This is a genomic window from Kribbella yunnanensis, assembly GCF_039529655.1.
Taxonomy (GTDB): domain Bacteria; phylum Actinomycetota; class Actinomycetes; order Propionibacteriales; family Kribbellaceae; genus Kribbella; species Kribbella yunnanensis.
Map to the genome: position 1 here is coordinate 43,403 of NZ_BAAANF010000030.1, position 26,909 is coordinate 70,311.

The window sequence follows — 26,909 nt, forward strand, 5'->3', positions numbered from 1 at the left end:
GAGCTCAGGAGTCGCCCATGCCCAGGTGGCCAGTTGCACGTAAGTCCAGACGGCGCACGGCGGTGGTCGCAGCGGTCGCGCTGCTGGCCGGCACGCTCGTGGCCGGTCCCGCCGTCGCCGCCGATCCGACGCCGCTGACGCTGGCCGCCTTCGAGGGGGCCGAGCCGTTCGCCTCACCACCGAACCCCGGCATCTTCGGCTGGGGCAGTGACGCCGACGACCCGCCGACGATGGAGCTCCAGACCCGCGCCGACGCCCCGGCAGGCGGCTCAGTCCTGCACGGTACGTACAACATCAGCGGGTGGGGTGGCTTCAGCCACGACATCACGTTCGACCAGAACCCGGGTAACTGGTCGGCGTTCAAGGGCATCCGGTTCTGGTGGTACGGCCAGAACCCCGCGCAGACCGAGCCCGGTACCGGGAAGCGGATCTTCTTCGAGATCAAGGACGGCGGCGCGAACGCAGAGGCCTCGGAGCTGTGGAACACCAGCTTCACCGATGACTGGCAGGGCTGGCACCAGGTCGAGATCCCGTTCAGCGAGTTCGTCTACCGCGGTGACTACCAACCGGTTGGTGGTATCGACCACATCCTGGGTCTCACCCAGATGTGGGGCTACGCGTTCACCATGCCGGGCGGCGCGCCCGGGCAGTTCCAGATCGACCAGATCGAGACTTACGGCAAGGCCGATCCAGCCCTCAAGGCAAGCATCAGCACGGACGCCGAGGTCTACCCGGTCAAGGAGGGCGGCAGCGCCCAGGTGAAGGTCGCGGTGACGACCACCGGCGGCACGCCGCTGGAGGACCCGGTCACCGTCGCCTACACGGCTGGCAGTGGGACCGCCAGTGTTGACGACTACACACCGGTTTCCGGCACGCTCACGTTCCCGGTTGGTACGGCGTCCGGTTCGACGCAGACCGTGACTGTGGCGACCCGGAAGGACGGTACCGCGGAGGTCGCCGAGACGATTCCGCTGGAGCTGACCGTCACCGGCGCCAAGTCGCCCGCGACTCAACCGGTCGTGGTGATCGACGCACACGACCTGCCGTACCTGAACCCGAAGCTGTCGGTGAGGAAGCGGGTCGACGACCTGCTCTCCCGGATGACGCTCGCCGAGAAGGTCGGCCAGATGACCCAAGCCGAGCGGAACGCACTCAAGTCCCGCGGCGACATCGCGACGTACGCGCTCGGTTCGTTGCTGTCCGGTGGTGGTTCTGTGCCGTCGCCGAATACTGCGGCTTCTTGGGCGGCGATGGTCGACACCTTCCAGCGGAGCGCGCAGGCGACTCGGCTGCAGATCCCGTTGATCTACGGAGTGGACGCGGTCCACGGACACAACAACGTGGTCGGCGCGACGATCCTGCCGCACAACATCGGTCTCGGCGCGACTCGTGATCCGGACCTGGCTCGCCGTACCGGTGAAGTGACGGCTTCTGAGGTCCGTGCGACCGGAATCCCGTGGGACTTCGCGCCGTGTTTGTGCGTGGTGCGGGACGACCGCTGGGGGCGTGCCTATGAGGGGTACGGCGAGGATCCGGCGCTCGTGGATGCGATGTCGACGGTGCTCACCGGTATGCAGGGTAAGGCTGATGGCAGTCAGCTGAAGAACAAGGACCGGGTGCTCGCGTCGGCGAAGCACTACGCCGGCGATGGCGGTACGACGTACGGGTCGTCGACGACCGGTGGTTACAAGATCGACCAGGGCATCACGCAGGTCAGCCGTGCAGACCTGGAACGGTTGCACCTGGCACCGTTCAAGAAGGCGGTCGACCTCGGTGTCGGCACGGTGATGCCGTCGTTCTCGAGTGTCTCGATCGACGGCGGGCCGGCGGTGAAGATGCACGGGAACGACGAACTGATCAACGGTGTTCTGAAGGACCGAATGGGCTTCAAGGGCTTCGTGATCAGCGACTGGGCGGCGATCGACCAACTGCCGGGCGACTACGCGAGTGACATCCGGACTTCGATCAATGCCGGTCTGGACATGATCATGGTGCCGGCGCGGTACCAGGAGTTCACGGCAGGCCTGACCGCCGAGGTCGGCGCCGGGAGGGTACCGGTGAGCCGGGTCGACGACGCGGTGCGCCGGATCCTCGGTGAGAAGTTCAAGCTCGGTTTGTTCGAGAAGCCGTACTCGGATCCGTCGCTGCTCTCGACGGTCGGTTCGGCCACGCACCGGGCAGTCGGTCGCGAGGCTGCGGCGAAGTCTCAGGTATTGCTGAAGAACGAGGGCAACCTGTTGCCGCTGGCACCGACCTCGAAGGTCTACGTTGCCGGTAGCAACGCCGACGACCTGGGCAACCAGCTCGGCGGCTGGAGCATCACCTGGCAGGGCAAGTCCGGCGCGACTACCACCGGTACGACGATCCTCGCCGGAATCAAGGAAGTGGTGCCGTCGGCAACCTTCAGCGCAGACGCTTCGGCACCCCTGACCGGTCATGACGTCGGCTTAGTCGTCGTCGGCGAACGCCCGTATGCCGAAGGTGTCGGCGACGTAGGCAACGGTCACGATCAGTCGCTGTCAGACGCCGACAAGGCCGCCGTGGACAAGGTCTGCGCCGCAATGAAGTGCGTCGTACTCACCGTCTCCGGCCGCCCGCAGGTCGTCTCCGACCAGCTAGGCAAGATCAACGCCCTCGTCGCTTCGTGGTTGCCAGGCACCGAGGGTGCCGGGGTAGCCGACGTCCTGTTCGGCAAGAAGCCGTTCACTGGCCGCCTCCCGGTCAGCTGGCCCCGAACCGAAGCCCAGCAACCCCTGAACGTCGGCGACGCAACCTACGACCCGCAATACCCCTACGGCTGGGGCCTAACCACCCAAGCCGCCGCCCGCCAAAAGCTAACCGACGCCCGAAACACCTTGCTCCGCAAACACGATCCCTACGCACTAGCGGCCGGCGTAGCAGCATCCATCGCCCTACAGGTGAAGGACTGGTCGGGGCCCCAGGCAACCATCGCCCTGGCCGCCCTAGAACAGTCCGCCAAATACCTAGACCGCACCAAGGCAGACACCTTCGCCGAGGGCGACGCCGTAGTATCCGCCGCCCGCTGGATCACCCAAACCAGGCTCGGCCAAAACCTCACCGAGCCCACCTCCAAACTAACCGCCGACGCCGAACACGAAGCCCTAACCGGCCACCTATCCACCGCCGTCACCAAACTAACCACCGCCTACAACCACTAACCCCGACCGGGCGGGACCCCCATCCCGCCCGGTCGCCCGCCCCCGCGCCCAAAGAGCAGCCGCCCCGCCCTTGTGCACGGATCCCAACTTTGTGCACCCACCAACCACCCAAACCCCGCCGAAACGATCGGTGGCTTCTCAAAGTAGGAGCTCGCGCCCAAAGAGCAGCCGCCCCACCCTTGTGCACGGATCCTTGTGCACGGATCGCATCTTTGTGCACCCACCAACCACGCAGAGCCCCCCGAAACGGTCGGTGGCTTCTCAAAGTGGGGGTTCGTGCACAAAGAGCAGCGGGCCCACCTTTGGGCGCGATCCCTCGCGAATGCGCCGAGGCTCCGACTCAACCGCCGCGCACCCCTCCAGGCGCTCCGCCAACGGGTCACACTCAACCGCGATCCACGAACCCCCTCGCCCACGGTGCATGCTCGGGTGGTGGGTTGTTGCGCCTCTGCGCCGGAGGCGCCGAATGGGGAGCCGCCGGAGGCGGTGTCGTTTACGTACGGGAGCGGAGGCGGCGGAGCATGCGGGCGTCTTCGAAGCCTACTGCTCGGGCGGCGGACTCGATGGTACTGCCGTGGCCTATTAGGTGTTCGGCTCGTTCTAGGCGGAGGAGTTGTTGGTAGCGGAGGGGGGTTAGGCCGGTGGCGGTGGTGAACATGCGAGTGAGGGTTCGTTCGCTGACCGAGACTTGGTCGGCTAGGTCGGCGAGCGGTAGGCGTTCGGCGTAGCGGGCGTCGATGACGTCTTGGACTCGGTGGGCGAGATCGCTCAGGTGGCCACGGTGGCGCAGCATCACGCTTTCTTGGAGTTCGTCGCCGTTGCGGCGGGCGTAGACGACCATTTCGCGCGCGACTCGGGCCGCTGCCTCGGCGCCGTGGGCGCCGGCGATCAGGTGCAGGGCTAGGTCGATGCCGCTGGCGATTCCGGCGGAGGTGATGACGCGGTCGTCGACGACGTACAGGACGTCGCGCACGATGGTCGCCCGGGGGTAGCGGGCGGCCATCATGTCGGTCAGGTCGTGGTGGGTGGTGTAGCGGCGGCCGTCTAGCAACCCGGCGGCGCCGAGTGCGTCGGCGCCGGAGCAGACGCTGGCCACGGATCCCCCCGCCGCGTGGTGATCGCGAAGGCGTTGCTGGAACGAGGCGCCGATCGGTGGCACCGGGAGGAGTCGCGGCGACCGCCAGCCCGGTACGACGACCAGGTCGTCCGGGCCGAGTTCCGGCCACTCCGGCTGTGTCTTCAGCGGCACGCCCTGGGCGGTCATCACCTCGTCGGCCTCGGCCACGTAGGTCAGTTCGTAGCCGTAGCCGAGGGTTTCGGCGGTCGAGAAGGCCTGCGCCGGCCCGGCCAGGTCCAACAGGTGCAGCTTCGGCACCAGGACGAAGACGACCCGGATACTCCCCATTCGGTCAGGATGACACGGGTACGGCGGCCAGGTCGTCGATCGTCCGGATGGTGGCGAACCGTCCCGCGAGCGCGTATTCGGTACGTTCGGTGACCGCCTCGGCCGACAGGGTCCGAGGATCGGCGAGAATCTCCTCGACAGTCGCATCCGCCGGCAGGGTCCAGTGCGGCAGCGGCATCGTCGCAGTGGCCTCGGTGACGAACACGACGTCGTACCCGAGGTCGGAGGCGACGCGAGCGGTGGTCTCGCAGCACTGTTCGGTGCGGATGCCGCTGACGACCACCGAGGTCACACCGTGCTGGGTGAAGATCTGCTGCAGATTCGTGGTGGTGAAGGCGTTGTGCGCGGTCTTGGTGATCACCGGCTCACCCTCGACCGGTTCGAGACCCTCGACCAGGCGGACCTGGCCGGAGGCCGGATCGAACGCCGTACCGGTCCCTGATTCGGTGTGCAGGACCCAGACGACCAGGTCGCCGGCAGCGCGGGCAGCCGCGACCAGTCGGCCGACGCGGTCGGCGATGTCGGGGTGGTTGACGACCTGCCAGCTCGGGCGGACCCGGAAGGATTCCTGGACGTCGACGACGAGGAGTGCGGTTCGGCTCATGACACCAGCATGAGCGGATCGTCGCTGCGCCAACCAGGCCCGATCGCGGCGCACAGCGGACCGATCCGGTCAGCGCCCGGCGGAGAATTTCCCATCGTTGGAGAGGTTGGACGAATTCACACCGTTCCGAACTATTCCAAACACTGTGCCGGAGTGCTTACAGTGCGCGAGGCGGCGTGGAAGCGCTCCCGCCGCCCAGACGACTCAGTGAGGGGAATGCGATGCCCGATCACCTGCCTCGCCGTCAGGTACTCCGGACGGCCGGAGCCCTGGGCCTGGGCGCTGCCGCCGCAGGGGCCCTGACCAGTACTGCGGAGGCCGCCTCAGGTGCGCCGGATAGGTTGAGCAGCATGGGTGCACACCACGGCAAGCTGGAGATCCGCAAGGACCCGTTCGGCACCACGCCGGACGGGAAGAAGGTGGATGTCTACACCTTCGGCAACGGCCGGGTCACCATCTCGATGCTGACCTGGGGTGCCACCATCCAGCGGGTCGAGACGCCGGACCGGCGCGGCCGGGTGGCGAACATCAGCCTCGGCTTCGACAACCTGCCCGACTACGCCGCGCTCAGTCCGTACTTCGGTGCCACCATCGGCCGCTACGGCAACCGGATCGCGAAGGGCAAGTTCTCGATCGACGGCACGTCGTACCAGATCCCGGTCAACAACGGCGAGAACGCACTGCACGGCGGACCGCTGGGCTTCGACAAGAAGGTCTGGTCGGCCAAGACCGTGCAGACGTCCAAGGCGGTCGGTGTTGCGTTCACCTATGTCAGCCCGGACGGCGAGATGGGCTTCCCTGGTGAGCTGACCACGACCGTCACGTACACCCTCGACCGCGACGACAACCTGCGGATCGACTACCACGCGACGGTCAAGGGCAAGCCGACGATCGTCAACCTGACCAACCACGTCTACCTCAATCTGGCCGGCGAGGGCAGCGGCCCGATCGACGACCAGGTGTTGCAGCTGAACGCGCCGAAGTACACGCCGGTCGACGCCGGCCTGATCCCGACCGGCGAGATCGCCCCCGTCGCCGGGACCCCGTTCGACTTCACCAAGCCGACCCCGATCGGCGCCCGCCTGCGCGGCGACCACCCGCAGCTCGTCGTCGGCCGCGGCTACGACCACAACTTCGTCCTCAGCACCAAGACCGATCCGGACGGGCTGCGCCTCGCGGCCCGCGCCTGGGACCCCGAGCACGGCCGCACGGTCACCGTGCGCACCGACGAGCCCGGAGTCCAGTTCTACAGCGGCAACTTCCTCGACGGCACCTTCCTCGGGATCGGCAACAAGGCCTATCGCCAAGGCGACGCCTTCTGCCTCGAGACCCAGCACTTCCCGGACTCGCCCAACCAGCCGAACTTCCCGTCGACGGTCCTGCGCCCCGGCCAGACCTACAAGTCGACGACCGTCTACACCTTCGGCACCAAGTAATACTCAGGCTGTCTTCGAGCTACCGGCGTCGATGAGGTAGTCGGCGCCGGTAATGCTCGCGGTCAACGGCGAGCACAGCTGCACCACGAGAACCGCCACTTCACTCGGCTCGATCAACCGGCCGGTGATCATCCCGCCCTGCTGCGGCAACCCCGCGAGCAACTCCTCCTGCGAGATACCGAGATGGCCGGCCAACTGACCGCCGTACCCCTCGGGTGACGTCCACAGCGCCGTCCGCACGGCCGCCGGTGAGACCGTGTTGATCCGGACGCCCTGCGGGCCGAACTCCTCGGCCAGCGCCTTCCCGAACGCGGTCAGCGCCGCCTTGGCGGTCGTGTACGGCACGGGACCACCGGACGGTACCTTCGCCCCGACGGACGAGACGTTGACGATCGCGCCGCCCTGCCGGACCAGACTCGGGATCGCGGCCCGGGTCACCCGGACGGTGGCGAAGTAGTTCAGCTCGAAGATCGTCTGCCAGGTGGCATCGTCGTAGTCGAGGAAGCCGGCCCCGAGCTCACCCTCGCCACCGCCGACGTTGTTGACCAGCAGGTCCAACTCGCCGACCTCGGCGAGCGCTGCCGCAACCGCCTGCTCGGGACCGCCCGCCGCAGCGAGATCAGCCTGTACGACGAACGCCCCGGTCGCGCGCAGTTCCGGCGTACTGGTCCGGGCGACCGCGACCACGCGAACCCCCTCCGCGGTGAGCTGCTCGACCACAGCCAGGCCGATCCCGCGACTGGCGCCGGTGACGAGTGCCGTCTTGTCCTTCAACTGCAGATCCATGAGATGTCCTTAAGTCGCATCTTCGCTGACCCATTGAAGGTACTACTTGCATCACGAATGATGCAAGTAGCTGCCGAACCGCATCCTCGGGGTAGTCTGGAGCCATGAGCGAGACCAGGTTGCGCGCGGACAGCGCCCGCACGGTGCTGACCATCCTGGAAGCGGCCGAACGCACCCTGAACCGCAAGCCGAACGCCACCATGGAGGAGATCGCTGCCGCCGCCGGCGTCGCGCGCACCACCGTGCACCGGCGCTTCGCCACCCGCGAGGCACTGATCGCCGCCCTCGCCACCTGGGCCGCCCAGCAGCTGACCGACGCGGTCGACGCCGCCCGCCCGGAGACCACGCCCCCGCTGATCGCCCTCTACCAGGCGACCGCGAACGTCCTGGCCGTCAAGCTCTCCTGGGGTTTCGCCACCAACGCGACCCTTGCCCCAGGCAACGAAGCCACCCGGATCCAGGCCGGCATCGTCGAGCGCTGCGATCAACTCTTCGCCCGCCTCGCCGAGACCGGCGTCCTCCGCCCCGGCGTCACGCCGCTCTGGGCCCGCCGCGTCTACTACGCCCTCATCCACGAGGTCTGCCAGGACGCCGCCGCCCACCCCGACGACCCCATCGACACCGACGCCGCGGCCACCCAACTCGTCGAAACCCTCCTCCACGGCATCGCCACCCCAGGCACCAAGCTCTAGCGCCGCCAGACCGTGCCCTGGCGGTCGCGGCCGATCCACTGCTCCATCGCGACCACTTCGGCCGCGGCGCCCAACTCGCGCTCGAGCAACCAGCCGGCGAGATCCACCCCCGCGAACCAACCGCTGCCACACGTCACCAGATCGCCGTCGTCGACAATCCGCGCATCGATGACCTCGGCCCACGGCTTCAGCAGGTCATAGCCGGGCCGATGCGTCGTCGCCGGTCGCCCACCGATCAGCCCGGCCGCGCCCAACAGGATCGAGCCGGAGTCGATCCCGGCCAGGATCAGTCCGGCACCACCGACGCGCTTGGCGTCGGCCAACTGCTGCGGAATGACTCCGCGCTCGATCTCCTCCTCGATCCACCCGCCCGACACCGCGAGCACGCGGGCAGTCTCCGGCGACCACAGTTCCAGTTCGCCGAACGTCGTTCCGTAGCAGCCTTTCACCGTGGTCGCGCCGTCGGCGGTCACGAGGCGCGCATCCACGTCGAGCCCGCGTCGCTTCGCATGCGCGAAGACGGCGTACACCGCCAGCGCGTCGACCTCAGCAACTCCCTCGAACATCAGCACATCGATTCGCATCCATCCACCCTGCCGCCGTACGACGCCTGCCGGAGAGTGGCGAGAAAGACATGATCCAGTAGATTCGCGCCATGCGGACCGTGGCCGTGCTCGTCCTCGACGGCAGTATCGGCGTGGAGCTGGCCGGCGCCTGCCAGGTGTTCGCGACCGCCGCCGATCCACGCACCGGCGCCGACCTGTACGACGTCCGCGTTTGCGGCTCCGCCGGTACGACGATTGCTGCGCATCGGCAGGCGATCTTCCGGGCTGACCCGCCGTACCCGCTGCGAGCCGCGAAACAGGCCCACACGCTGATCGTCCCGGCGGCCTTCGAAGCCGAACCCGAGGCCGTCGAGGTCGTCCGCGAGGCCCATCGACGCGGCGTCCGAGTGGCGTCGATCTGCACCGGCGCATTCGTACTCGCCGAGGCCGGGCTGCTCGACGGCCGCCGGGCGACCACGCACTGGGCCCATGCAGCCGAGCTGGCCCGGCGCTACCCGGCAGTCGAGGTAGTCCCCGACGCCCTCTACGTGGACGACGGCGACGTCCTGACCTCGGCCGGCGTGACTGCTGGCCTCGACCTGTGTCTACACCTAGTACGGCGCGACCACGGCGCCGCCGTCGCAGCGACCGTTGCCCGGCAGCTGGTGATGGCACCCCACCGTGCCGGCGGCCAAGCCCAGTTCGTCACCACACCCGTTGTCGAAGGCAACCATTCCCTGGAACCAGTCCTGCACTGGATCCGCGACCACCTCGCCGAACCACTGACGCTCGGCACCATCGCGACGTACGCCTCGATGAGTCCCCGAACGCTGAGCCGGCAGTTCCGCGCGCAGACCGGCACGACCCCACTACGCTGGCTGATCCGCCAGCGCCTGGCGCGAACTCAAGAACTGCTCGAGACCACGAGCCTCACCGTCGACCAGATCGCCACCGCCACCGGCTTCGGCACCGCCGACCTGCTCCGACAGCACTTCACCAAGACCTTCGCCACCACCCCAACCGCGTACCGCCGTACCTTCAGCGATGCGTCAGAGGCTGCGGTGGGTGACCTCGATCGTGACGATGAGGTCGCCGCGGCCTTCGGCGCGGAGGTGCGGGATTCCCAGTGAGGGCACGCGGAGGCGTTGGCCGGTGGCGGTTCCGGCCGGGACCCGGACGCGCTTGACGCCTTCGAAGGTGGTGACGTCGATGATGCCGCCCTGCGCCGCCACCGCGGCCGGGACCTGGACCGTGCAGGTCAGGTCGTCGCCGTCCCGGCCGAAGACCGGATCCTTGCCTTCGGCAACTTCCAGGAAGAGGTCGCCGGCCGGGCCACCACCCGGTCCGACCTCGCCCTGCCCGGACAGCCGGATCCGGGCTCCCTCGTACAGGCCCTTCGGCACGCTGACCGTCAGGGTGCGGGTCGTCGCGACCCGGCCGTCACCGTCGCATTCGGCGCAGGGGTTCTCGATCTGGGTGCCGAACCCGGCGCAGTCCGGACATCCACGGGGCGCCGGCGCCGTTGCATCCTTCGGGCCGAAGAACTCCTCCATCAACTCATTGGTGCGCTGCTCGGGGAGGTCCCCATAGCCCGAGCACTTGCCACATCTGGTCACGACCGACCTGGGCGAGGTGCCGACGCCTTTGCAGGTCATGCAGGTCACCGGGCTCTCGACCGTCAACCGCCGCTGACTGCCGAGCACCAGCTCACGGATCGGTACGTCGAATCGCAGCAGCATGTCCTGGCCACGTCGCGCTTTCCGCTGCGGCCAGATCGGGCTTTCGTCCGGCGTGCTGACCGCGGGCTCCGGCATCCGGATCCGTTTGCTGCTTGCCAGGAGCACCCGGTACTCGAGCTTCGCGAAAAGGCCTGGCGTCTGCTTGGCACCCGACCTCCGCAGGCGTTCGAACACGTGGCCGTAGAGCTCGTCGACCCCGATCTGTCCGTCGTGATCCCGGTCGGCCTCACCGGTCGCCAGGCCGTGGATGATCGCCTCGGTGAACAGCGACGGTTCCGGGGCCAACTCGACCACACCGTTGCTCTCCCACGCGTATTCGGTCCGCTTCGACGCGGTCATGATCGCGCGGCCGCTGCCCTGCATCTGGTCATCGGAGTCGACCCCGATCGAACCCTTGGCCCCGGGCAGCATGGCACCGCTGTAGCAACAGTCGAGCATCACCACGATCGACCGCGCCAGGCACCGATCCATCTGTTCCTTGAGGAACGTCGCGGGAACCGCGGTGGAGGCGAGCAGGGTCGGGTCGGTGTCCGTGGCGGCGAAGTACAGGTTGCCGCGATCGTCCTTGATGCCGTGGCAGGACAGGTGCAGGACCAGCAGGTCGTCGAGACTGCGGTGCAGGAAGAAGCGCTCGATCGCCCGCAGGATCTGGCCGGCCGAGGCGTCGAGCACCTTCTGGACCTGGAACCAGCCGATCTCCGGATCCTCCAGGACCGCGCCCAGCCGATCCGCATCAGCGGCGGGCGATCGAAGTCCGGTGAGTACGTCGTTCTGGTAGGTGCCGGTCGCGATCAGCAGCGCGTCACGGATGCCGGCCATCGTCACCTTCGGCCGGCAGTTCGGGGAACAGTTGCCGAACCAGCCGCTCGTCCTCCTTGGCCGAACCGCCCTTGAGCTCCACCCGCTCACCGGCGCGCTCGATGATCACGACGCGTCCGGCCCGGCGCTCGACGAACGCGCGCAGGACTCGCAAGGAGCCGGTCACGAAGGCCGTCGCCGCGCCCGTACCGGCCAGACTGATGATCAGCGTGCCGACCGTCACCGGATCGCCCTTGCCGCCCACCGGCACCTGACCAGACCTGTCCAGGCGCACGTCACCGATATCGGTGTCCAGCAACTCGCGCCGGACCAACTGAGTACGATCCTCCAGCAGTTCATCGTCGATCCCCGGCTCGGCGATGAACAGCTTCAGCTCCGTCATGCAGCCCCCTCCAGCACAACCGATGGAAGAGTCACGATAGCGAGTGGCGGGAGGGCGCGAACACCTCCCGCCGCTGCTCAGTTCGGCGAGGTGGTGGCCAGGCCGTGTTCGACGTCGTACTGCTGGATGAAGCGGGCGGCCATCGGCTCGCTGGAGGCGATGGCGGCGGCGAGGGCTTGTGCGGTGCGCTCGCGGTCCTCGGGCCAGTCGGCCAGGAGGGCCCAGGCGCGGGCACGCAGCTTCTCGAGGGCGGTCGGCTCCGGCTCGTCGTCGCCCTTGGGGGAATCGTCCGCCGGCTTCGGCTTGGGCTTGGACTCGGGAGCGGTGGTGATCAGGGCCGGCGGCTCGGAGTCGGTGGGCCCGGCGAAGGGGGACGGGGCGGCCGGCTTCTGCACGACCGGCTCGACCTTTTCCTTCGGGGCGGTCGGCTTGAGCTTGCCGTTGACCTTCGCACCGTTCTTGACGACGTGCTCGCCGTCCTCGACCACGACTGCCTCGGCCACCGACTCGTCGGTGCTGCGGTCGTAGGGCAGGTAGTCGACTGCCATCAGCTCACCGGTCATCGCCTCGCCCCAGGCGCCTTCGTCGCGCAGTGAGACGCCGGTGTCGGCGGCGCGGAGCTGGCGTGCCCGCGGTGCCTCACCCTCGACGACCCAGACGGCTGCGCGCAGATCGGGGTCGGGGGTCTCCTCCGGCTCCGGGGGCGGCGAGATCGCCTTGGTCAGCTTGTTGGTGATGACCTCGTAGTTGATCCGGTCCTCGAGCATGCCGGCCAGCCGGTCCGGGTCGTACGTCGTCTCGGCGATCTTCGCGAGGCGCTCGTCCTGGTGCTCGGAGCGGATGTACTCGGCGACCGTGCTCGCGATCGCGTCGCGGCGGGTCTTGTTGCGGATCTGGTGCCGGGCTGCGTGCAGACTCTCGTAGAGGCTGTAGCCGTGCTCGATCGCCAGCGACCGCGCCTGCCACGTCACCTTGGGCTCGCGCGCCCACTGCACCACGCCGTACACCGGAGAGGTCGTCATCATCTGCCCGGCGCGACGCAGGGCGTCGCGGCGGCGGGCCGAGCTGTGGATCAGCCACAGCACATAGGCGAACGCGGACAGGCCGCCGAAGCCGAAGGCCAGGAAGCGCTCCTCCGGCCGCCAGTGCCCGACCACGTTGAAGACGACCGCGATCACGGCCGCGAACAACGACATCGCGCGGTACGCGTAGGCCGTCTCACCCTTGCGGCGACGCAGGTCGGCCAGCGCGGCGGTGGCGACACCGCCGAGCTCGAGGACCGCCACCGCCGGAGTGACGAGGACGATCTTGAGGAATGTCGAGAAGCCGGCGTCGGGCCACGGGATGTGCGTGACACCCGCCCACACCTGGCCGACGAGGGCGGCCGCGGCCGCCGTGGCGTAGAAGGCGTAGGCGACCTTGTCCGCCCCGGTGAGGGGTACGTTCGCCAGTTCGCCAGTACTGGTGTTGCTGGTGTTCTCCTGCAAGACGTGGTCTCCTGACCGGTTTGGGCACTCCGGCAGTTCCGTCGCGGACGGCGGGGCTGACTGGTACGGCGGCACGAGGCTACCGGTTCCCGGCCCCGGAAGGGGAGGCGAATCCGGAAACGTCTCGTACCGTCCCCGCGAACCCCTCAGGGCATGCGCAGGAAAACCCGCATCCTGGCACGAACCTGGTGTACGGAACAACTCGTCGCAGTACTCAGACGGCCCAGGGCACCCCGAGTTCTTTGAAGAGTGCCAATTCGTCGGAGGCCCGATCGATCCACTGCTCGACATCGCGGACAATCGGATGCCGCTCGGCGCCTTCGCCTTCCCAGACGACGTTGGCATCCGGGATGACAGCCGGCTCGTCGGCCAACCGGATCGCTTCGACCACGCGCGTGAAACCACCGGTCGCCGCGAACGAACAGTAGAGAGGTACGGCGGGGTCCGCGCGATGCTCGATCAGATTCTGCAGCAGGTCCGCCCGCCCAAGAGTCTGCACGCCATCGGGCAGTTCGAGAGTGTCCGTCGTGTAGTGCAGTACGGCGCGACCTCGAGAGCCGTGGACTATCACCGCGGGGTCGACGTGCTCGGCCGCGCACAATGTCACCGCGATCAAAATCGACGTACCGCGGGTCGTGGTGATGCGAACCGTGGAGGTGTCGTCGGACTCGATGTCGTTGGCCCGGTACAGGTCGGTCTCGACCGAAAGAATGTCGTCCACTCCGGTCGAACCGTCGAGCAGCAAGGCCGCAGCTGTCGAGTGAGCCAAGGGATTCGTGACCGCACCGTCGACGACCGAGACGCCGTTCAGCGTCCGTCGGCCGGCCCATGCCGCGCGGTCGAAGTAGCCGGCCTTCCGCAACCACTTGCCGGTGGCACTGATCCCGCGGATCTCGCCGAGCCCGCCGTCGGCCATCAACTGCGCGAGCTGCAGAGTCGCCGCCGATGCCTGCGCCTGGAAGCCGACCTGGCACACGCGACCGGTCTCCTCGATCACCTTCGACAGGTATTCGAACTCGGCCAGCGACGCGGTCGGCGGCTTCTCGAGCAGCACGTCGGCACCCGATCGCATCGCCAGTTCGGCCAGCGGCACATGCGTCTGGATCGGCGTGCTGATGATCACGACATCGACTTCGGTTGCCGCCAGCAACTCGTCGAGCGACGGATACACCGGTACGTCGATATCGTCCGGCGGCCGCGGATCCGCGATCGCCACCAGGTCGCCGTACAAGCTGGCATTGCGGACGTGCGTTGCGCCGTGGCCGTGTACACCGGCCACGGCGATGCGGGTGGTCACTACTTGAGCTCTCCGTTCACCTCGTCGAGGAACTGCTGTGCTGCCTTGTCCGGAGCGAGTCGACCGAACAGCACCTCGGTGGTGTAGCGCTGGATGATCTTCTCCACCTGACCACCTCCGACCGGCGGTGCCGGTGAGGGCTCGCCGAGTTCCTTGCCGATGTCCTCGATGAACTTCGCCGAGGCCGCGTCTGCTGGCTGCAGCTTCGGGGTGACAGCGGCGCGGATCTCGGTGTTCGGCGGTACGCCACGCTCGGCCAGCAGGATGTTGCCCGCCACCGCGTTGTTGGCCAGGAAGTCGACGAACTGCGCGGCCGCCTCCCGGTTCTTCGAGCGCGAGGAGACCGACCAGAACATCGAGCCCTTGTAGTAGGAACCGTTCTTCGCCGACTGTCCGGTCGAGCTCGGGATGCGGAGCAGCTTCAGCTCCTGGCCGGAAGCCTTGCTGAAGGCGTTCAGCTGGTTGCTCCAGCCGAAGGCCATCGCGACCTTCCCAGTGGCCAGGGCGGTCTGGTCGAGGGACGCGGTCATGTCCTGCGCGACCGACTCCGCGGGCGGAATCGCCTTGCTGTCGCGCAATTTCACGACGTACTCGAAGAACTTGGTGGTCTGCCCGGCCGAGACACCGACCTTGCCGTCGGGCGTCCACAGCGACTCACCGTTCTGGCGGGCCCAGAGGTTCAGTCCGGCCTCGTTGGACCCGATCACACCGGTCCCCCAGCCCTTGCCGCTGAGCTTGGTGGTCACCTCGGCGGCGATCCGGTTGAACTCGTCCCAGGTCCAGGTCGTGTCGTTCGGCAGCGCGACTCCGGCAGCCTTGAAGACAGCCGGGTTCGCGAGTACGGCGAACGAGTTGATCCCAGCGTTGAGTCCGTACAGCCCGCCGTCGAACTCGCCGGCCCCGAGAGTGTCCGGCGCGAACTTGTCGGTCTTCAGGTCACCGGCCTTCTTCAGATCGAGCAGCGCGCCGCGATCGGCGTACTCGCGCAGGTACTTCTCGTCCATCTGGATGACGTCCGGCGCATCGTTCGCGGCGACCGTGGTGGCGAGCTTGTCCCAGTACCCGGCCCATTCGCCGTACTCGCCCTTGATCTTGATGTTCGGGTGTTCCTTCTGGAACGCGTCGATCACCGACTGGGTGAGTTTGGTGCGGGTGTCACTGCCCCACCAGGAGAAGCGCAGTGTCACCTCGCCGTTCTTCGCGGCCGGTCCGCCGGAGTCCCCACCGCACGCGCTCACGACGAGCAGGGCGGAGACGAGCGCGACGGCGGCCAGTGCCTTGAGACGTGTCATGGCAGGCTCCTTACTTGATACCGGTGGTGGCGATGCCCTTGACCAGGAAGCGCTGGCCGAGCAGGAAGGCGAGGAAGACCGGGACCAGCGAGACGACCGACATCGCGAACATCGAGCCCCAGGACGAGCTCGAGGTCGCGTCGACGAACGACCGCAGGGCGACCGGCACGGTGTACATGTGCGGGTCGGTCAGGTAGATCAACTGGCCGAAGAAGTCGTTCCAGGTCCAGATGAACGTGAAGATCGTCGTGGTCGCCAAGGCCGGCACCATCAGCGGCAGGATCACCCGCAGGAAGATCCCGGCCCGGCCGCAGCCGTCGATCGTGGCCGCCTCGTCGAGCTCGCGCGGAATGCCGCGGATGAACTGCACCATCAGGAAGACGAAGAACGCGTCGGTGGCCAGCAACTTCGGCACGATCAGCGGCAGGAACGTGTTGATCCAGCCCGCGTGCGAGAACAGGATGTACTGCGGCACGATCACCACGTGGATCGGCAACATGATGCTGAGCAGCATGATCGCGAACCACATCTTCTTGCCGGCGAACTCCAGGCGGGCAAATGCGTACGCCGCCATCGAGCACGAGACCAGGTTGCCGAGGATCGAGCCCAGTACGACGACCGCGGAGTTCAGCAGGTAGCGGGTGAACGGCTCGGTCAGCGCGTTCCAGCCGGCCCGGTAGTTCTCGATCCGCAGGTCCTTCACCAGCAGACCGGGATCGCGGAAGATCTCGTTGCCCGGACGCAGCGAGCTCACGATCATCCAGATCAGCGGGTACAGCATCACCAGCGCGGTGGCGATCAGCGCCAGGTGGATCAGCAGGGTTCGGGGGCGGAGGTCAGTTCTCATAGAACACCCAGTACTTGGAGACGAGGAAGTTGACCCCGGTGAAGATCGCGATGACCACCAGCAGGAACCAGGCCATCGCCGAGGCGTAGCCCATGTCGAAGTTCCCGAAGCCGCGGTCGTACAGGTAGAGCGTGAAGAACATCGTCGAGTCCGACGGTCCGCCACTGCCGCCGGAGACGACGAACGCCTGGGTGAACGATTGGAACGCGTGGATGATCTGCAGCACCAGGTTGAAGAAGATGATCGGCGTCAGCAGCGGCAGCGTGATCGAGAAGAACCTTCGGAGCGCACTGGCCCCGTCGACGGCGGCCGCCTCGTAGTACATCGACGGGATCTGCCGAAGGCCGGCCAGGAAGATCACCATCGGCGAACCGAACGTCCACACGTTGAGCACCACGAGCGTGCCCAGCGCCGTACTGGGGTCGGAGATCCAGCCCTTGCCCTCGACCCCGATCAGCGCGAGCACCTGGTTGAGCAGGCCCTCGGTACCGAACACCTGCCGCCACAGGATCGCGATCGCGACACTCGAGCCGAGCAGCGACGGCAGGTAGAAGACCGAGCGGTAGAAGGCCATTCCGCGGACGCCGCGATCCAGTACGACGGCCAGCAGCAGGGCGATCGCGAGTTGCAGCGGGACCGAGACGAACACGTAGGTGAAGGTCACCCGCAGCGAGTTGTGCAGCCGCTCGTCGGACAGCATCCGGGTGAAGTTCTCGAAACCGATCCACTCCGGCGCCTGGATCAGGTTGTAGTCGGTGAAGGCCAGGTAGAGCGAGGCGATCATCGGCCCGATGGTGATCAGGAAGAGTCCGAGCAGCCACGGCGACAGGAACAGGTAAGCCGTCAGGTTGTCCCGACGCTTCATCGACCCTCCTCCTCCGGGAACCTTCCGGAAAGCGCTTGCCTTGTCGCCGGACAGCATGCCGGGAAAGCGGTACCGGAACAAGAGGTCGAAGCGATTCGACTTGGCCGGTTCCGGACACCTGCAAAACTGTCTGTGTGACTTTCCATGCGGCGGTCTTCATCGCCACCAGCCTCGACGGGTACATCGCACGACCGGACGGATCGATCGACTGGTTGACCGAGCGCGGAGAGCAGGCAGGTGACACCGGATACGACGAGTTCATGGCCTCGATCGACACTGTCGTGATGGGCCGCAACACCTTCGAGAAGGTGCTCACCTTCGGCTTCTGGCCGTACGAGGGCAAACACGTCGAGGTGCTCAGTACGACGCTCGATCCCGACGCCGACGAGCGGGTCATCGTGCACCGCACGGTCGACGGCCTGGTCGAGACGCTCGCGGATCGCGGCGCTCAGCGGATCTACGCCGACGGCGGTGCGGTCATCCAGACCTTCCTGCGGGCCGGTCTACTCAACGAGCTGACCATCACCACCGCACCGGTCCTGATCGGATCCGGCCTGCCGCTGTTCGGTGCCCTGGACAACGATGTGACGTTGGTCCACAACGCGACCCGGACATTGAAGGCGGGCTTCGTCCAGTCCGACTACACCGTGGTCCGGTAGCCGGCCGCGGTAAAGCACACCCCACCGGAGCAGAGCCAGCCCTCGCGTTCGCCCTGCTCCAACTCTTCCCAGAACGCAGTCGCACGCTCCTCGTCGGCCAACGCGCTCACCCGGTTCCCGAACAGGAATCGCAGGAACGCAACGGTGTTCTGCAGCACGGTCGTCTCCAGCCGTACGTCGGTCAGCCCGGTCGCCAGCAACATTCGCTGCAACCGCCGCCCCGCATCCGGGGTCGGCAGATCGTCGGCGAATCCCCGCTCGATCGCCTGGACCAACTCGCGGTCCGAGCTGTTCACGAAGACCGTCGCCGCGTCCACCTCGGACAGCACAACCACCCCGCCCGGCCGCACCACCCGGGCCATCTCCCGTACTGCGGCCTCCGGATCGGCCAGCGCCATCAGCACGCGCTCCGCCCGCACCCGGTCGAAGCAGGCGTCGGCGAAGTCCAGCCGCGTCGCGTCCCCCACGACAAACTCGGCCGGCACCCCCTCCGCCGTACGCCGCCTCGCCTCGGCCACCATCGCCGTACTGACATCCACCCCAACGGCCCGGCCACCGATCCCCACCACACCAGCAATGCCCAGCAGGTCGTCCCCAGTCCCCGACCCCACATCCAGCACCGCCATCCCCGCTCGAGCATCCAGGAGCTCAGTGATCACCCCCTTGACCACCTGCTCCGCGGGCACCCCCTTCCGGGCGTCCAGAAACCGCACGAAATAGTCCCCAGGTGCAGTGTCCACCGCCCGAAACCCCGCCGGATCCTCCATGCCCCCACGTTCCCCCACCCACGTGTCACCAGCATTTCACCGACCTAACCCCACGACCTATCCGCCCAACCGTGACTGCGCCAACCCCCCATCTCAGCGGGCAACCCCCCGTCTCCCCCGCCAACCCCCCAACTGAGGGGATGCCCATCCACCTCGGGGGTTGCCTCAGCAGAATCTCAGTGGGCAACCCCCAATCTGAGGGGGCAACCCCAAGGCCGGTTAGTTAGGCGGTTCGGGGTCGCGTCAAGCACGGTCCAGTACGGCGCCCTCAGCGAGCCCCGCTGCCATCCGGAGCCGGCGAGCAGGAACCCCCGCGTTCCCCTCACCCCTGACCGGGGGTCGGCATCCTCCCCAAACCGGTCCGGGGCGGATCCAGGACGCATTCGGGCGGCAAATCCTCCCCAGACCACCCCTCGCGACCACGCCGACCGTCCCCAAACCGGCTTGGGGAGGGATGTGATGACGGCAGCCCTCGTTGCCGGCCCGCAACCTTTAGCCGGTACGACGTTGGGCACGGATCAACCATCTGAGCGGGCCCGAAGTGGTTGAGGAGTGCTCAAGGTGCGCTGGCCGGGGCGACCTTGAGCACGGTTCAACCATCTCGGCGAGGGGCAGACGGTCGATGGGACTGTGCTCAAGGTGAGTTGGTGGTCCACGATCTCTGGGGCCTCGGGGTGTCCGGCACGTTCGACGGAACTGTTTCGGCGCCACGACCCGAACAATCACCGGCTACCGCGCGACCTTGAGCATCACGAACCCCGGCCACAGCCCGTCAGCCCCAGACGGCGTGGAGCCGCGGTCGCCGGGCCTCGCCAACCAGCCCAGCCACCTACCCGCCTCCGCCGTCTTGCTTTGTCGGCCGTCTTTTGACGGCCGAGTCCGGGGTACAGGTCCGAAAGGACTCGGCCGGGGACGTCCGCTGTGGCTGATCGCGGCGTCCGGCCGACTACAAAGACAGGTGGCTGGGCGTCGCGGTGGCTGGGCTGGTTGGCGAGGTCCGGTGACCGCGGCTCCAGGTCGGTTGGGGTTGCCGGGCTGTGGCTGCGGTACGGGAAAGAGACCGGCTTCCGGCTGCCCGCCTCTCACGCACGCCGGCGTTGTCGATCGCGCGTTCAACGGTCCGGGAGGACCCACCCCCCAGACACGACCGATATCCACCCCACACCAGATCGACACCGGCCGGCACCCTCCCCAAACCGGTTTGGGGAAGACCCACCACCACCCGTTCCACACGACCGGGGAGCGCTACCCCGCCGATTCGGTGGAGTAGCGCTCCCCAGCCGCGCCGTACAGCACCGCTCCTGACACCACCCCGAACCGCCTACCTAACCGGCCTTGGGGCACCCCCCCAACTGAGTGGATATCCCCCGAGGTGGGGGTTCGCCGGCGGGACGGCGGCGGGCGTTCGGGGCTGTGGTTAGAGGTCTCGGAGGCGGGAGGTGATCTCGGATTCCTTGGGTTTGTGGGCGGCGTCGGTGGCGGCCTTCTGGGGGTGTTGGTCCGCGCGCGGGGTGGGGTTGGCGGCGGCGTGGAAGGCCTTGGCCAGCTCGGCGGACTCGCCCTTGGCCTGGTTGGCGTCGCCGCGTGCGTCGTCGAAGCCCTCGTTGAGGGTCCTGAGGCCGGCCCGGGTCTGCATGAGCTGGGTGTCGAGGGACTCCGCGACGTTGGTGATGCGGGCGGCAGTCGCCTGGCGGTCGTCGACGTACTGGCTGGAGTTGAGCAAGGGGTCGATGGCCTCGCGGGCGGCGACCAGGCGGCGGTCGGCCTGGTTGATGCTCTCGCCGAAGTTGTCGACAGCTCTGTCCAGGGTGTCGAGCTGGTACGCGAGGCGTGACATCGCGGCCTGGTCGTGCTCGACGGGCAGCTCCGACAGCTCGGTGAGCGCCTCCCGGCTCGCCTTGAGCGCGCGGGCGCCGTCCCCGAGGCGGTCACGAACCTCGTCGATTCCCCGCCGGCCGGCGCGCAGTCGATCATCCACCTGACCGGCGAGGTACTGCGCGTTCCGCTGGAACGGGGCCGGTTCTTCCGCTTCCCGGACGCGGTTCGCCTGCGGTGGCAACTCGAAGATGTCTTCCTCGCTGCGCCGGAGGTAGTTGTCGACGTCCCGCGTCGTGTCGGCTGCTTCGCCGAGCGACACCCGGGCAGCGGTCAGCGCCCTGAAGGCGGTGTCCGCCAGTACGGCGGCACGCTGCTGCTCCTGGGCCGGCGTACTCACTGATCGTCCTCGGTCTCGTCCAGGGCCGCGCGCAGAGCCGCTTCGGCACCCTGGAGCTCGGACCGAGCAGCCTGCAACTGGTCGCGGGCAGCCTGCAGCGCCTCGTTCGGCTGGTCGGCCGGGTCCGTGGTGGACATGCGAACACCTCTCTCAGGGCAAACGTCCCCTTGAGACTAACGCGGCGGTGGCTCAGCGGCGCTCAAGGAGGCCGACGGCCTCGGCGGCCCAGTAGGTGAGGATCTGGTCCGCACCTGCACGCCGGATCGACGTCAGCGTCTCGAGAATCGCCCGCTCGCGGTCGATCCACCCGTTCGCCGCGGCCGCCTCGACCATCGCGTACTCACCGGAGATGTTGTACGCCGCCACCGGCACGTTCACGTGGTCGCGAACCTGCCGGATGATGTCGAGGTACGGCAGCGCGGGCTTCACCATCACGATGTCCGCACCCTCGGCGATATCGAGGTCGACCTCGCGGATCGCGTCACGCGCGTTCGCGCCGTCCTGCTGGTACGTCTTCCGGTCGCCCTGCAGCGACGAGTTCACGGCCTCGCGGAACGGGCCGAAGAAGCTCGACGCGTACTTCACCGCGTAGGCCAGGATCACCGTGTCCTGGAAGTTCGCCGCATCCAGCGCCCGCCGTACGACGCCGACCTGGCCGTCCATCATCCCGGACGGACCGACGATGTGCGCACCGGCCGAGGCCTGCGCGACGCCCATCTCCGCATAGATCTTCAGCGTCGCGTCGTTGTCGACCCGGCCCTCGGCATCCAGTACGCCGCAGTGTCCGTGCGAGGTGAACTCGTCCAGGCACAGGTCCGACATCACCAGCAACGAGTCGCCGGCTTCACTGACCGCGTCCCGGATCGCGACGTTCAGGATGCCGTCCGGATCGAGCGAACCCGATCCGACCTCGTCCTTCTCCTCCGGTACGCCGAACAGCATCACGCCGCCGAGCCCGAGCTGCGCCGCCTCGGCGACCGCCTTCCGCGCGGTGTCCCGGGTGTGCTGGTAGACGCCCGGCATCGACGAGATCGGCAGCGGCTCGCGCGCGCCTTCCCGGATGAACATCGGCAGGATCAGCTGCCGCGGCTCGATCGTGGTCTCCGCGACCAGCCTGCGCATCGCCTTCGACGACCGCAGCCGCCGGGGCCTCACATCCGGGAATCCAGGCATTTCAGCTCTTTCGACGAGAACCTGCACGACGTTCGGACGGGCGGGTCACGGGCTCGCCCGCTTCCACCATGGTGTCACGCCGGTTCGCACCGAACCGGGCGAGTGCGTCGGCCAGCTCCTCGGCGGACGGCGAATCCGCCATCGCGTCGACGCGCAGTCCGTGCTCCTCGGCCGTCTTCAGCGTGGCCGGGCCGATCACCGCGATCACCGTCGAGGCGTGCGGCTTGCCGGCGATGCCGACCAGGTTCCGGACCGTGGACGACGAGGTGAAGACCACCGCGTCGAACTTGCCGGACTTGATCGCCTCGCGGGTCGGCGCGGGCGGCGGGGCGGCCCGGACGGTCCGGTACGCCGTCACGTCGTCGACCTCCCAGCCGAGATCGGTCAGACCCGCGACCAGCGTCTCGGTGGCGATATCGGCGCGCGGCAGGAACACCCGGTTGATCGGGTCCAGCACCTCGTCGAACGGCGGCCAGTCCTCGACCAGACCGGCCGCCGACTGCTCACCGGTCGGGGTCAGGTCCGGACGGATGCCCCAGGCACCGATCGCCTCGGCGGTCTTGTCACCGACCGCGGCGATCTTCAGCCCGGAGAACGCCCGTGCGTCCAGGCCGTACTCGTCGAACTTCTCCCGGACCGCCTTGACCGCGTTGACCGAGGTGAACGCGACCCACTCGTAGCGGCCCTCGACGAGCCCGCGAATCGCCTTGTCCATCTGCTGCGGGTTGCGCGGCGGCTCCACCGAGATCGTCGGCACCTCTTCGGGCATCGCGCCGTACCGGCGGAGGCGGTCCATCAGCGGACCGGCCTGGTCCTTGGTGCGCGGCACCAGGATCCGCCAGCCGAACAGCGGCTTGGTCTCGAACCAGGACAGCGCCTCGCGCTGCTCGACCACGGTGCCGACCACGATCACGGCCTCGCCGGTGACCTTGGCGGCCCGCAGGTCGGCGACGATCGTCTCGAGGGTGCCGACCACGCTGGTCTGCGCGGTCGTGGTGCCGCCGACGGTCGCTGCGACCGGGGTCGAGGCGTCGAAGCCGGCGTCGACGAGCGCGGCCACGGTGTCCTTGAGGACATCGGTCGCGTTCAGCAGGACGAGCGTCTGCTTGGTGTGCAGGCGGCTCAGGTCGAGCTTGGCCTCGGCGAGGTCGACGACCGTGACCTCGCGGTCGTTCTTCATGGTCAGCGGGATTCCGGCGTACGTCGGGACCGCGCTCACCTCGCTGACACCGGGGATCACGTTGAAGCCGATGCCCGCCTTGCGGCACGCGGCCGCCTCTTCGGCGCCGCTGGAGAAGGTGAACGGGTCACCGGTCAGCAGCCGTACGACGTTCGCCGCGGACTTGGCGGTCTTCACCACCAGCCGGCCGCGAGCGGCGACGCGCAGTGCGCGGCTGCCCTCGGCACCGGAACCGTCGATCACCTCGACACCCGGCTTGCAGTACGCCAGGAAGGCGTCGTGCTCCGGACCCTCGACGACCACCGCGTCCGCACCGGCCAGGACGTCGCGTCCGGCCAGTGTCAGCAGCGAGGGGTCACCCGGGCCGACGCCGACGAACGTGACGTGGCCGAGTGGTCTCGGCTGCTTGGCCGCGCTCGTCGTGGCAGCCTTGGCCGGCACTGTCTGAGGTGTCGCGGATGTCGCGGTGGAGGCTGCTGTCTGTGCGCTGCTCACGTCTGCCTTCGCCCTCGTCCTCGTGGTGCTTGTCTTCTTGGCTGTCGTCGTGCCCTGTGGCGGTGGTGTCATTCGCGCTCCAGCAACTCGTTCGCCAGCGCTATGCCGAGGGACACCGGGTCGTCCACCGGCCCGTTCGCGGAGAGCCGTCGGACCCCGTCGTCCTGGCCGAGCGCGCCCCGCAACCAGAGCTCGGGGCCGTCCTCACCCTCGACCACCTCGGCGAGGGCTCCGACCGGAGCCGAACACCCTGCCTCGAGTGTGGCCATCATCTGCCGTTCCGCTGTCACCGCTGCCCGGGTGGCCGGGTCCTCCAGCGGAGCCAGTGCGGCCAGTACCTCGGTGTCGTCCGCGCGGCACTCGATGCCCAGGGCACCTTGTCCGGGAGCGGGCAGAACCTGGATCGGATCCAGGGTCTCGGTCACCTCGGCGAGCCGTCCCAACCGGGACAACCCTGCCCTCGCAAGGACCACCGCGTCCAATTTACCGTCCGTGACGAGCTTGATCCGGGTGTCCACGTTGCCGCGGATACCGGTCAGCTCGAGCCCCAGACCGAGCCCGTCGAGCATCGCGACCCGGCGGGCCGAGCCCGTCCCGACCAGGGCGCCTTGCGGCAGTTCACCCAGCGTGAGGCCGTCGCGAGCGATCAGTACGTCGCGCGGATCCTCGCGGACCGGGATCGCGCCGACCGTCAGACCCTCGACCGGAATGGTCGGCAGATCCTTGAGCGAGTGCACCGCGATGTCGATCTCGCGAGCCATCAGTGCGTCCCGCAGGGCGCTGACGAAGACGCCGGTGCCACCGATCTGCTGCATCGGCGCCAGGTTCACGTCGCCGGTAGTGACGATCGGGACCAGCTCGACCTCGTGCCCGAGGGCGCGCAACTGGTCGGCCACCAGGTTGGCCTGAACGGTCGCCAGTGCGGACCGCCGGGTTCCCAGTCGGATCATGCGTGCTCACCTCCGCGCGCCTTGGGCGTCGTCACCGCGTCGACCGTCGCCTGGTCGAGAGCGAACAGCTCGCGCAGCGCGTTCGCGTACGTCGGTCCGCCGGGATCGGCGGCAAGTTCCTTCACCCGAACGGTCGGGTTGTGCAGCACCTTGTCGACGACCCGGCGGATCGTCCGGGCCACCTCGTGCCGCTCGTTCTCGTCCAGGCCGGGCAACCGGCGGTCGAGTCGGGCCAGCTCGGAATCGACGAGCTCACTGGCCATCGCCCGCAGGGCAACGACGGTCGGCGCTACCGAAGCGGCTCGCCGGGTCCCCTCGAAAGCAGCGGTCTCCTCGCCGACGATCCGCCGTACATCCTCAATGTCGTCCTCGCTGCCACCGGCAGTGCCCGCGAGGTCGGCCAGCGTGACGAGGCGGACGCCAGGAATCCGGGCGGCCTCGGGTGCGACATCGCGCGGCAGCGCAACGTCCAGCACGCCGAAAGGCCTTCCATCACTGGCGTTTCGGATCATCTCTTCGGTCAGCACGACTCCGCGCGCACCGGTGCAGGACACCACGAGGTCGGCCTCGGCCAGTGCGTCCGGGACGTTCGCCAGCTGGATCGCCGTACCGCCGATGCGCTCGGTCAGCAAGACCGCGCGCTCATAGTTGCGGTTGGCAATGACCACGCTCGCGGCGCCGCCGTTGAGCAACGTCTGGGCAGCCAGCGAAGCCATCGAGCCGGCGCCGACGATGAGCGCACGACGGCCTTCGAACCCACCGACTGCTTCGAGCCCGGCCGACACGACCGAGCGGCCGGCCGAGTCGATCCCGGTCTCGGTACGAGCCCGCTTGCCGACCCGCAACGCGTGCTGCAGAAGGGCATTCAGGTCGGTGGCGATCGTCTCGAGCTCTTGGCCGACGCGCAGCGTCTCCTTCACCTGACCGACGATCTGGCTCTCGCCGACGATCATCGAGTCCAGCCCGACCGCGACCTGGAAGAGATGCGCGACCGCGCCCTCCTCGAAGTGCACGTACAGGTGCTCGGCCAGATCGATCAGCGGTACGCCGGTGACGTCGGACAGGATCGCGGTGACCTCGTCCATGCCGGCGTGGAAGCGGTCGACGGTCGCATAGACCTCGGTGCGGTTACAGGTCGCCAGTACGGCGGACTCGGTCACGGCCGGGGTGTTCTGCACGGCCAGCGCGAGCTTGGTCGCCGCGTCCGGATCGAGCGCGACCCGCTCCAGCACGTTGATGTCCGCGGACCGGTGACTGATCCCGACAACCAAATAGCTCATGCGCCCACACCCCCGCCCACCGCGGGCAGATCCGAAGCGAGACCGTTGGGCGTGGGTAGCTCGGGCACCTGGGGGAGCGCCACCTCTCCGGACTTTCGTTGTTCGTGGTACGCCAGGATCTGCAACTCGATCGAGAGGTCCACCTTGCGGATGTCGACGCCGTCGGGCACGGACAGCACCACCGGCGCGAAGTTCAGGATGCTGGTCACCCCGGCCGCGACCAGCCGGTCGCAGACCTCCTGGGCCGGACCGGCGGGCGTGGTGATGACGCCGATCGAGACCCGGTCGGTCTCGACGATGTGCTCGAGCTCGGCGAAGTCGCGGACCTCCATGTCGCCGATCCGCTCGCCGACCAGCTTCGGGTCGGCGTCCAGCAGGGCGACGATCCGGAACCCGCGGGTGCCGAAACCGGAGTAGTTCGCCAGCGCGTGACCGAGATTTCCGATCCCGACGATGACGACCGCCCAGTCCTGGGTGACGCCGATCTCGCGGGCGATCTGGTAGCGGAGATACTCGACGTCGTACCCGACGCCGCGGGTGCCGTAGGAGCCCAGGTAGGACAGGTCCTTGCGGAGCTTCGCGGAGTTGACGCCGGCCGCGGTGGCCAGGTCCTCACTCGACGCGGTCGCGATACCACTGTCCGACAGCGCGGTCAGCGCCCGCAGATAGACCGGCAAGCGCGCGACAGTCGCCTCGGGGATGCCGCGTTCGGTTCTCGTCGGCGGGCCGGGACGACGGCTGCTGGCACGCGTCACAATTCTCCTGGGGGGTGGTTCTCATCAGCCGCGTTCAGTACCCTGCGGCTCCTCTTACTC

The 26,909-nt window shown here is 68.0% G+C and carries 24 protein-coding genes; 5 read left to right on the forward strand and 19 right to left on the reverse strand.

The genetic code is table 11. The features are described from left to right. The first annotated feature begins 17 nt into the window (after window positions 1-17). Window positions 18-3,179, forward strand: a complete 3,162-nt coding sequence (locus ABD231_RS39605) for a glycoside hydrolase family 3 N-terminal domain-containing protein (RefSeq protein WP_344164754.1) — start codon at window positions 18-20, stop codon at window positions 3,177-3,179. 493 nt (window positions 3,180-3,672) lie between these two features. On the opposite strand, the gene ABD231_RS39610 is transcribed toward ABD231_RS39605, so the two are convergent. Then, window positions 3,673-4,584, reverse strand: a complete 912-nt coding sequence (locus ABD231_RS39610) for a GlxA family transcriptional regulator (protein ID WP_344164757.1) — start codon at window positions 4,582-4,584, stop codon at window positions 3,673-3,675. A 4-nt stretch (window positions 4,585-4,588) separates the two neighbouring features. Beyond that, window positions 4,589-5,188, reverse strand: a complete 600-nt coding sequence (locus ABD231_RS39615) for a cysteine hydrolase family protein (protein WP_344164760.1) — start codon at window positions 5,186-5,188, stop codon at window positions 4,589-4,591. Window positions 5,189-5,538: 350 nt separating this feature from the next. On the opposite strand from ABD231_RS39615, the gene ABD231_RS39620 reads away from it, so the two are divergent. Continuing rightward, the gene (locus ABD231_RS39620) at window positions 5,539-6,624 is read left to right on the forward strand and encodes an aldose epimerase family protein (RefSeq protein WP_344164763.1); all 1,086 of its coding nucleotides are present in this window, start codon (window positions 5,539-5,541) and stop codon (window positions 6,622-6,624) included. A 3-nt stretch (window positions 6,625-6,627) separates the two neighbouring features. Here the strand turns inward: ABD231_RS39620 and ABD231_RS39625 are convergent, their stop codons facing one another. Further along, the gene (locus ABD231_RS39625; RefSeq protein WP_344164766.1) at window positions 6,628-7,410 is read right to left on the reverse strand and encodes an SDR family NAD(P)-dependent oxidoreductase; all 783 of its coding nucleotides are present in this window, start codon (window positions 7,408-7,410) and stop codon (window positions 6,628-6,630) included. A 104-nt stretch (window positions 7,411-7,514) separates the two neighbouring features. Here ABD231_RS39625 and ABD231_RS39630 point away from each other — a divergent pair, with 104 nt between their 5' ends. Continuing rightward, window positions 7,515-8,102, forward strand: coding sequence for a TetR/AcrR family transcriptional regulator (locus ABD231_RS39630; RefSeq protein WP_344164769.1), 588 nt, complete (start codon window positions 7,515-7,517; stop codon window positions 8,100-8,102). Here the strand turns inward: ABD231_RS39630 and ABD231_RS39635 are convergent. Continuing rightward, window positions 8,099-8,686 carry a DJ-1/PfpI family protein gene (locus tag ABD231_RS39635; protein WP_344164772.1) on the reverse strand — a complete coding sequence of 196 codons (588 nt, stop codon included), beginning with the start codon at window positions 8,684-8,686 and terminating at the stop codon, window positions 8,099-8,101. The genes ABD231_RS39630 and ABD231_RS39635 overlap by 4 nt on opposite strands. Before the next feature lie 71 nt (window positions 8,687-8,757). Between ABD231_RS39635 and ABD231_RS39640 the strand changes: the two genes are divergently transcribed. Beyond that, window positions 8,758-9,777, forward strand: coding sequence for a GlxA family transcriptional regulator (locus tag ABD231_RS39640; protein WP_344164775.1), 1,020 nt, complete (start codon window positions 8,758-8,760; stop codon window positions 9,775-9,777). On the opposite strand, the gene ABD231_RS39645 is transcribed toward ABD231_RS39640, so the two are convergent. The 7 genes from ABD231_RS39645 to ABD231_RS39675 form a co-directional block, all read right to left on the reverse strand. Further along, the gene (locus ABD231_RS39645) at window positions 9,697-11,205 is read right to left on the reverse strand and encodes a caspase, EACC1-associated type (protein WP_344164778.1); all 1,509 of its coding nucleotides are present in this window, start codon (window positions 11,203-11,205) and stop codon (window positions 9,697-9,699) included. The genes ABD231_RS39640 and ABD231_RS39645 overlap by 81 nt on opposite strands. Next, complete coding sequence (locus ABD231_RS39650; protein ID WP_344164781.1) at window positions 11,189-11,587, reverse strand: hypothetical protein; 399 nt, start codon at window positions 11,585-11,587, stop codon at window positions 11,189-11,191. Before ABD231_RS39650 ends, ABD231_RS39645 begins: the two co-directional genes overlap by 17 nt. A 77-nt stretch (window positions 11,588-11,664) precedes the next feature. Next, window positions 11,665-13,074: a hypothetical protein gene (locus ABD231_RS39655; protein WP_344164783.1), complete on the reverse strand. Its 1,410-nt coding sequence runs from the start codon at window positions 13,072-13,074 to the stop codon at window positions 11,665-11,667. Between the two features lie 214 nt (window positions 13,075-13,288). Next, window positions 13,289-14,371, reverse strand: coding sequence for a Gfo/Idh/MocA family protein (locus ABD231_RS39660; protein WP_344164786.1), 1,083 nt, complete (start codon window positions 14,369-14,371; stop codon window positions 13,289-13,291). Then, the gene (locus ABD231_RS39665) at window positions 14,371-15,663 is read right to left on the reverse strand and encodes an ABC transporter substrate-binding protein (protein ID WP_344164789.1); all 1,293 of its coding nucleotides are present in this window, start codon (window positions 15,661-15,663) and stop codon (window positions 14,371-14,373) included. The genes ABD231_RS39660 and ABD231_RS39665 overlap by 1 nt, the downstream gene beginning before the upstream one ends. Window positions 15,664-15,673: 10 nt before the next feature. After that, complete coding sequence (locus ABD231_RS39670) at window positions 15,674-16,510, reverse strand: carbohydrate ABC transporter permease (RefSeq protein ID WP_344164792.1); 837 nt, start codon at window positions 16,508-16,510, stop codon at window positions 15,674-15,676. Continuing rightward, window positions 16,500-17,375: a carbohydrate ABC transporter permease gene (locus ABD231_RS39675; protein WP_344164795.1), complete on the reverse strand. Its 876-nt coding sequence runs from the start codon at window positions 17,373-17,375 to the stop codon at window positions 16,500-16,502. Before ABD231_RS39675 ends, ABD231_RS39670 begins: the two co-directional genes overlap by 11 nt. Window positions 17,376-17,509: 134 nt before the next feature. Between ABD231_RS39675 and ABD231_RS39680 the strand changes: the two genes are divergently transcribed. Continuing rightward, window positions 17,510-18,034, forward strand: coding sequence for a dihydrofolate reductase family protein (locus ABD231_RS39680; RefSeq protein ID WP_344164797.1), 525 nt, complete (start codon window positions 17,510-17,512; stop codon window positions 18,032-18,034). On the opposite strand, the gene ABD231_RS39685 is transcribed toward ABD231_RS39680, so the two are convergent. From ABD231_RS39685 to ABD231_RS39720, 8 genes are all read right to left on the reverse strand, one after another. Continuing rightward, a complete protein-coding gene (locus ABD231_RS39685; RefSeq protein WP_344164800.1) occupies window positions 18,016-18,774 on the reverse strand; it encodes a methyltransferase domain-containing protein in 759 nt (252 codons plus the stop codon). The two genes, ABD231_RS39680 and ABD231_RS39685, sit on opposite strands and share 19 nt — an antisense overlap. 1,444 nt (window positions 18,775-20,218) lie before the next feature. Further along, entirely contained in the window at window positions 20,219-21,016 is a 798-nt protein-coding gene (locus ABD231_RS39690; protein WP_344164803.1) for a hypothetical protein, read from the reverse strand. Then, entirely contained in the window at window positions 21,013-21,153 is a 141-nt protein-coding gene (locus ABD231_RS39695) for a hypothetical protein (RefSeq protein WP_165952801.1), read from the reverse strand. Before ABD231_RS39695 ends, ABD231_RS39690 begins: the two co-directional genes overlap by 4 nt. A gap of 52 nt (window positions 21,154-21,205) precedes the next feature. After that, window positions 21,206-22,189, reverse strand: a complete 984-nt coding sequence (gene hemB, locus ABD231_RS39700; protein ID WP_344164807.1) for a porphobilinogen synthase — start codon at window positions 22,187-22,189, stop codon at window positions 21,206-21,208. A gap of 1 nt (window position 22,190) precedes the next feature. After that, on the reverse strand, window positions 22,191-23,936 hold the full coding sequence (locus tag ABD231_RS39705; RefSeq protein WP_380158839.1) for a bifunctional uroporphyrinogen-III C-methyltransferase/uroporphyrinogen-III synthase: 1,746 nt from the start codon (window positions 23,934-23,936) through the stop codon (window positions 22,191-22,193). Next, on the reverse strand, window positions 23,933-24,814 hold the full coding sequence (gene hemC / locus ABD231_RS39710; RefSeq protein ID WP_344164813.1) for a hydroxymethylbilane synthase: 882 nt from the start codon (window positions 24,812-24,814) through the stop codon (window positions 23,933-23,935). Before hemC ends, ABD231_RS39705 begins: the two co-directional genes overlap by 4 nt. Continuing rightward, on the reverse strand, window positions 24,811-26,094 hold the full coding sequence (locus tag ABD231_RS39715) for a glutamyl-tRNA reductase (protein ID WP_344164816.1): 1,284 nt from the start codon (window positions 26,092-26,094) through the stop codon (window positions 24,811-24,813). The genes hemC and ABD231_RS39715 overlap by 4 nt, the downstream gene beginning before the upstream one ends. Continuing rightward, window positions 26,091-26,849: a redox-sensing transcriptional repressor Rex gene (locus ABD231_RS39720; RefSeq protein WP_344164819.1), complete on the reverse strand. Its 759-nt coding sequence runs from the start codon at window positions 26,847-26,849 to the stop codon at window positions 26,091-26,093. The genes ABD231_RS39715 and ABD231_RS39720 overlap by 4 nt, the downstream gene beginning before the upstream one ends. Window positions 26,850-26,909: the final 60 nt, after the last annotated feature.

What these genes read in the sequence shown, in the direction of transcription:
- ABD231_RS39605 (WP_344164754.1), top strand. Translation starts at nt 18, where the DNA reads ATGCCCAGGTGGCCAGTTGCACGTAAGTCCAGACGGCGCACGGCGGTG.
- ABD231_RS39610 (WP_344164757.1), bottom strand. Translation starts at nt 4,584, where the DNA reads ATGGGGAGTATCCGGGTCGTCTTCGTCCTGGTGCCGAAGCTGCACCTG.
- ABD231_RS39615 (WP_344164760.1), bottom strand. Translation starts at nt 5,188, where the DNA reads ATGAGCCGAACCGCACTCCTCGTCGTCGACGTCCAGGAATCCTTCCGG.
- ABD231_RS39620 (WP_344164763.1), top strand. Translation starts at nt 5,539, where the DNA reads ATGGGTGCACACCACGGCAAGCTGGAGATCCGCAAGGACCCGTTCGGC.
- ABD231_RS39625 (WP_344164766.1), bottom strand. Translation starts at nt 7,410, where the DNA reads ATGGATCTGCAGTTGAAGGACAAGACGGCACTCGTCACCGGCGCCAGT.
- ABD231_RS39630 (WP_344164769.1), top strand. Translation starts at nt 7,515, where the DNA reads ATGAGCGAGACCAGGTTGCGCGCGGACAGCGCCCGCACGGTGCTGACC.
- ABD231_RS39635 (WP_344164772.1), bottom strand. Translation starts at nt 8,686, where the DNA reads ATGCGAATCGATGTGCTGATGTTCGAGGGAGTTGCTGAGGTCGACGCG.
- ABD231_RS39640 (WP_344164775.1), top strand. Translation starts at nt 8,758, where the DNA reads ATGCGGACCGTGGCCGTGCTCGTCCTCGACGGCAGTATCGGCGTGGAG.
- ABD231_RS39645 (WP_344164778.1), bottom strand. Translation starts at nt 11,205, where the DNA reads ATGGCCGGCATCCGTGACGCGCTGCTGATCGCGACCGGCACCTACCAG.
- ABD231_RS39650 (WP_344164781.1), bottom strand. Translation starts at nt 11,587, where the DNA reads ATGACGGAGCTGAAGCTGTTCATCGCCGAGCCGGGGATCGACGATGAA.
- ABD231_RS39665 (WP_344164789.1), bottom strand. Translation starts at nt 15,663, where the DNA reads ATGACACGTCTCAAGGCACTGGCCGCCGTCGCGCTCGTCTCCGCCCTG.
- ABD231_RS39670 (WP_344164792.1), bottom strand. Translation starts at nt 16,510, where the DNA reads ATGAGAACTGACCTCCGCCCCCGAACCCTGCTGATCCACCTGGCGCTG.
- ABD231_RS39675 (WP_344164795.1), bottom strand. Translation starts at nt 17,375, where the DNA reads ATGAAGCGTCGGGACAACCTGACGGCTTACCTGTTCCTGTCGCCGTGG.
- ABD231_RS39695 (WP_165952801.1), bottom strand. Translation starts at nt 21,153, where the DNA reads ATGTCCACCACGGACCCGGCCGACCAGCCGAACGAGGCGCTGCAGGCT.
- hemB (WP_344164807.1), bottom strand. Translation starts at nt 22,189, where the DNA reads ATGCCTGGATTCCCGGATGTGAGGCCCCGGCGGCTGCGGTCGTCGAAG.
- ABD231_RS39705 (WP_380158839.1), bottom strand. Translation starts at nt 23,936, where the DNA reads ATGACACCACCGCCACAGGGCACGACGACAGCCAAGAAGACAAGCACC.
- hemC (WP_344164813.1), bottom strand. Translation starts at nt 24,814, where the DNA reads ATGATCCGACTGGGAACCCGGCGGTCCGCACTGGCGACCGTTCAGGCC.
- ABD231_RS39715 (WP_344164816.1), bottom strand. Translation starts at nt 26,094, where the DNA reads ATGAGCTATTTGGTTGTCGGGATCAGTCACCGGTCCGCGGACATCAAC.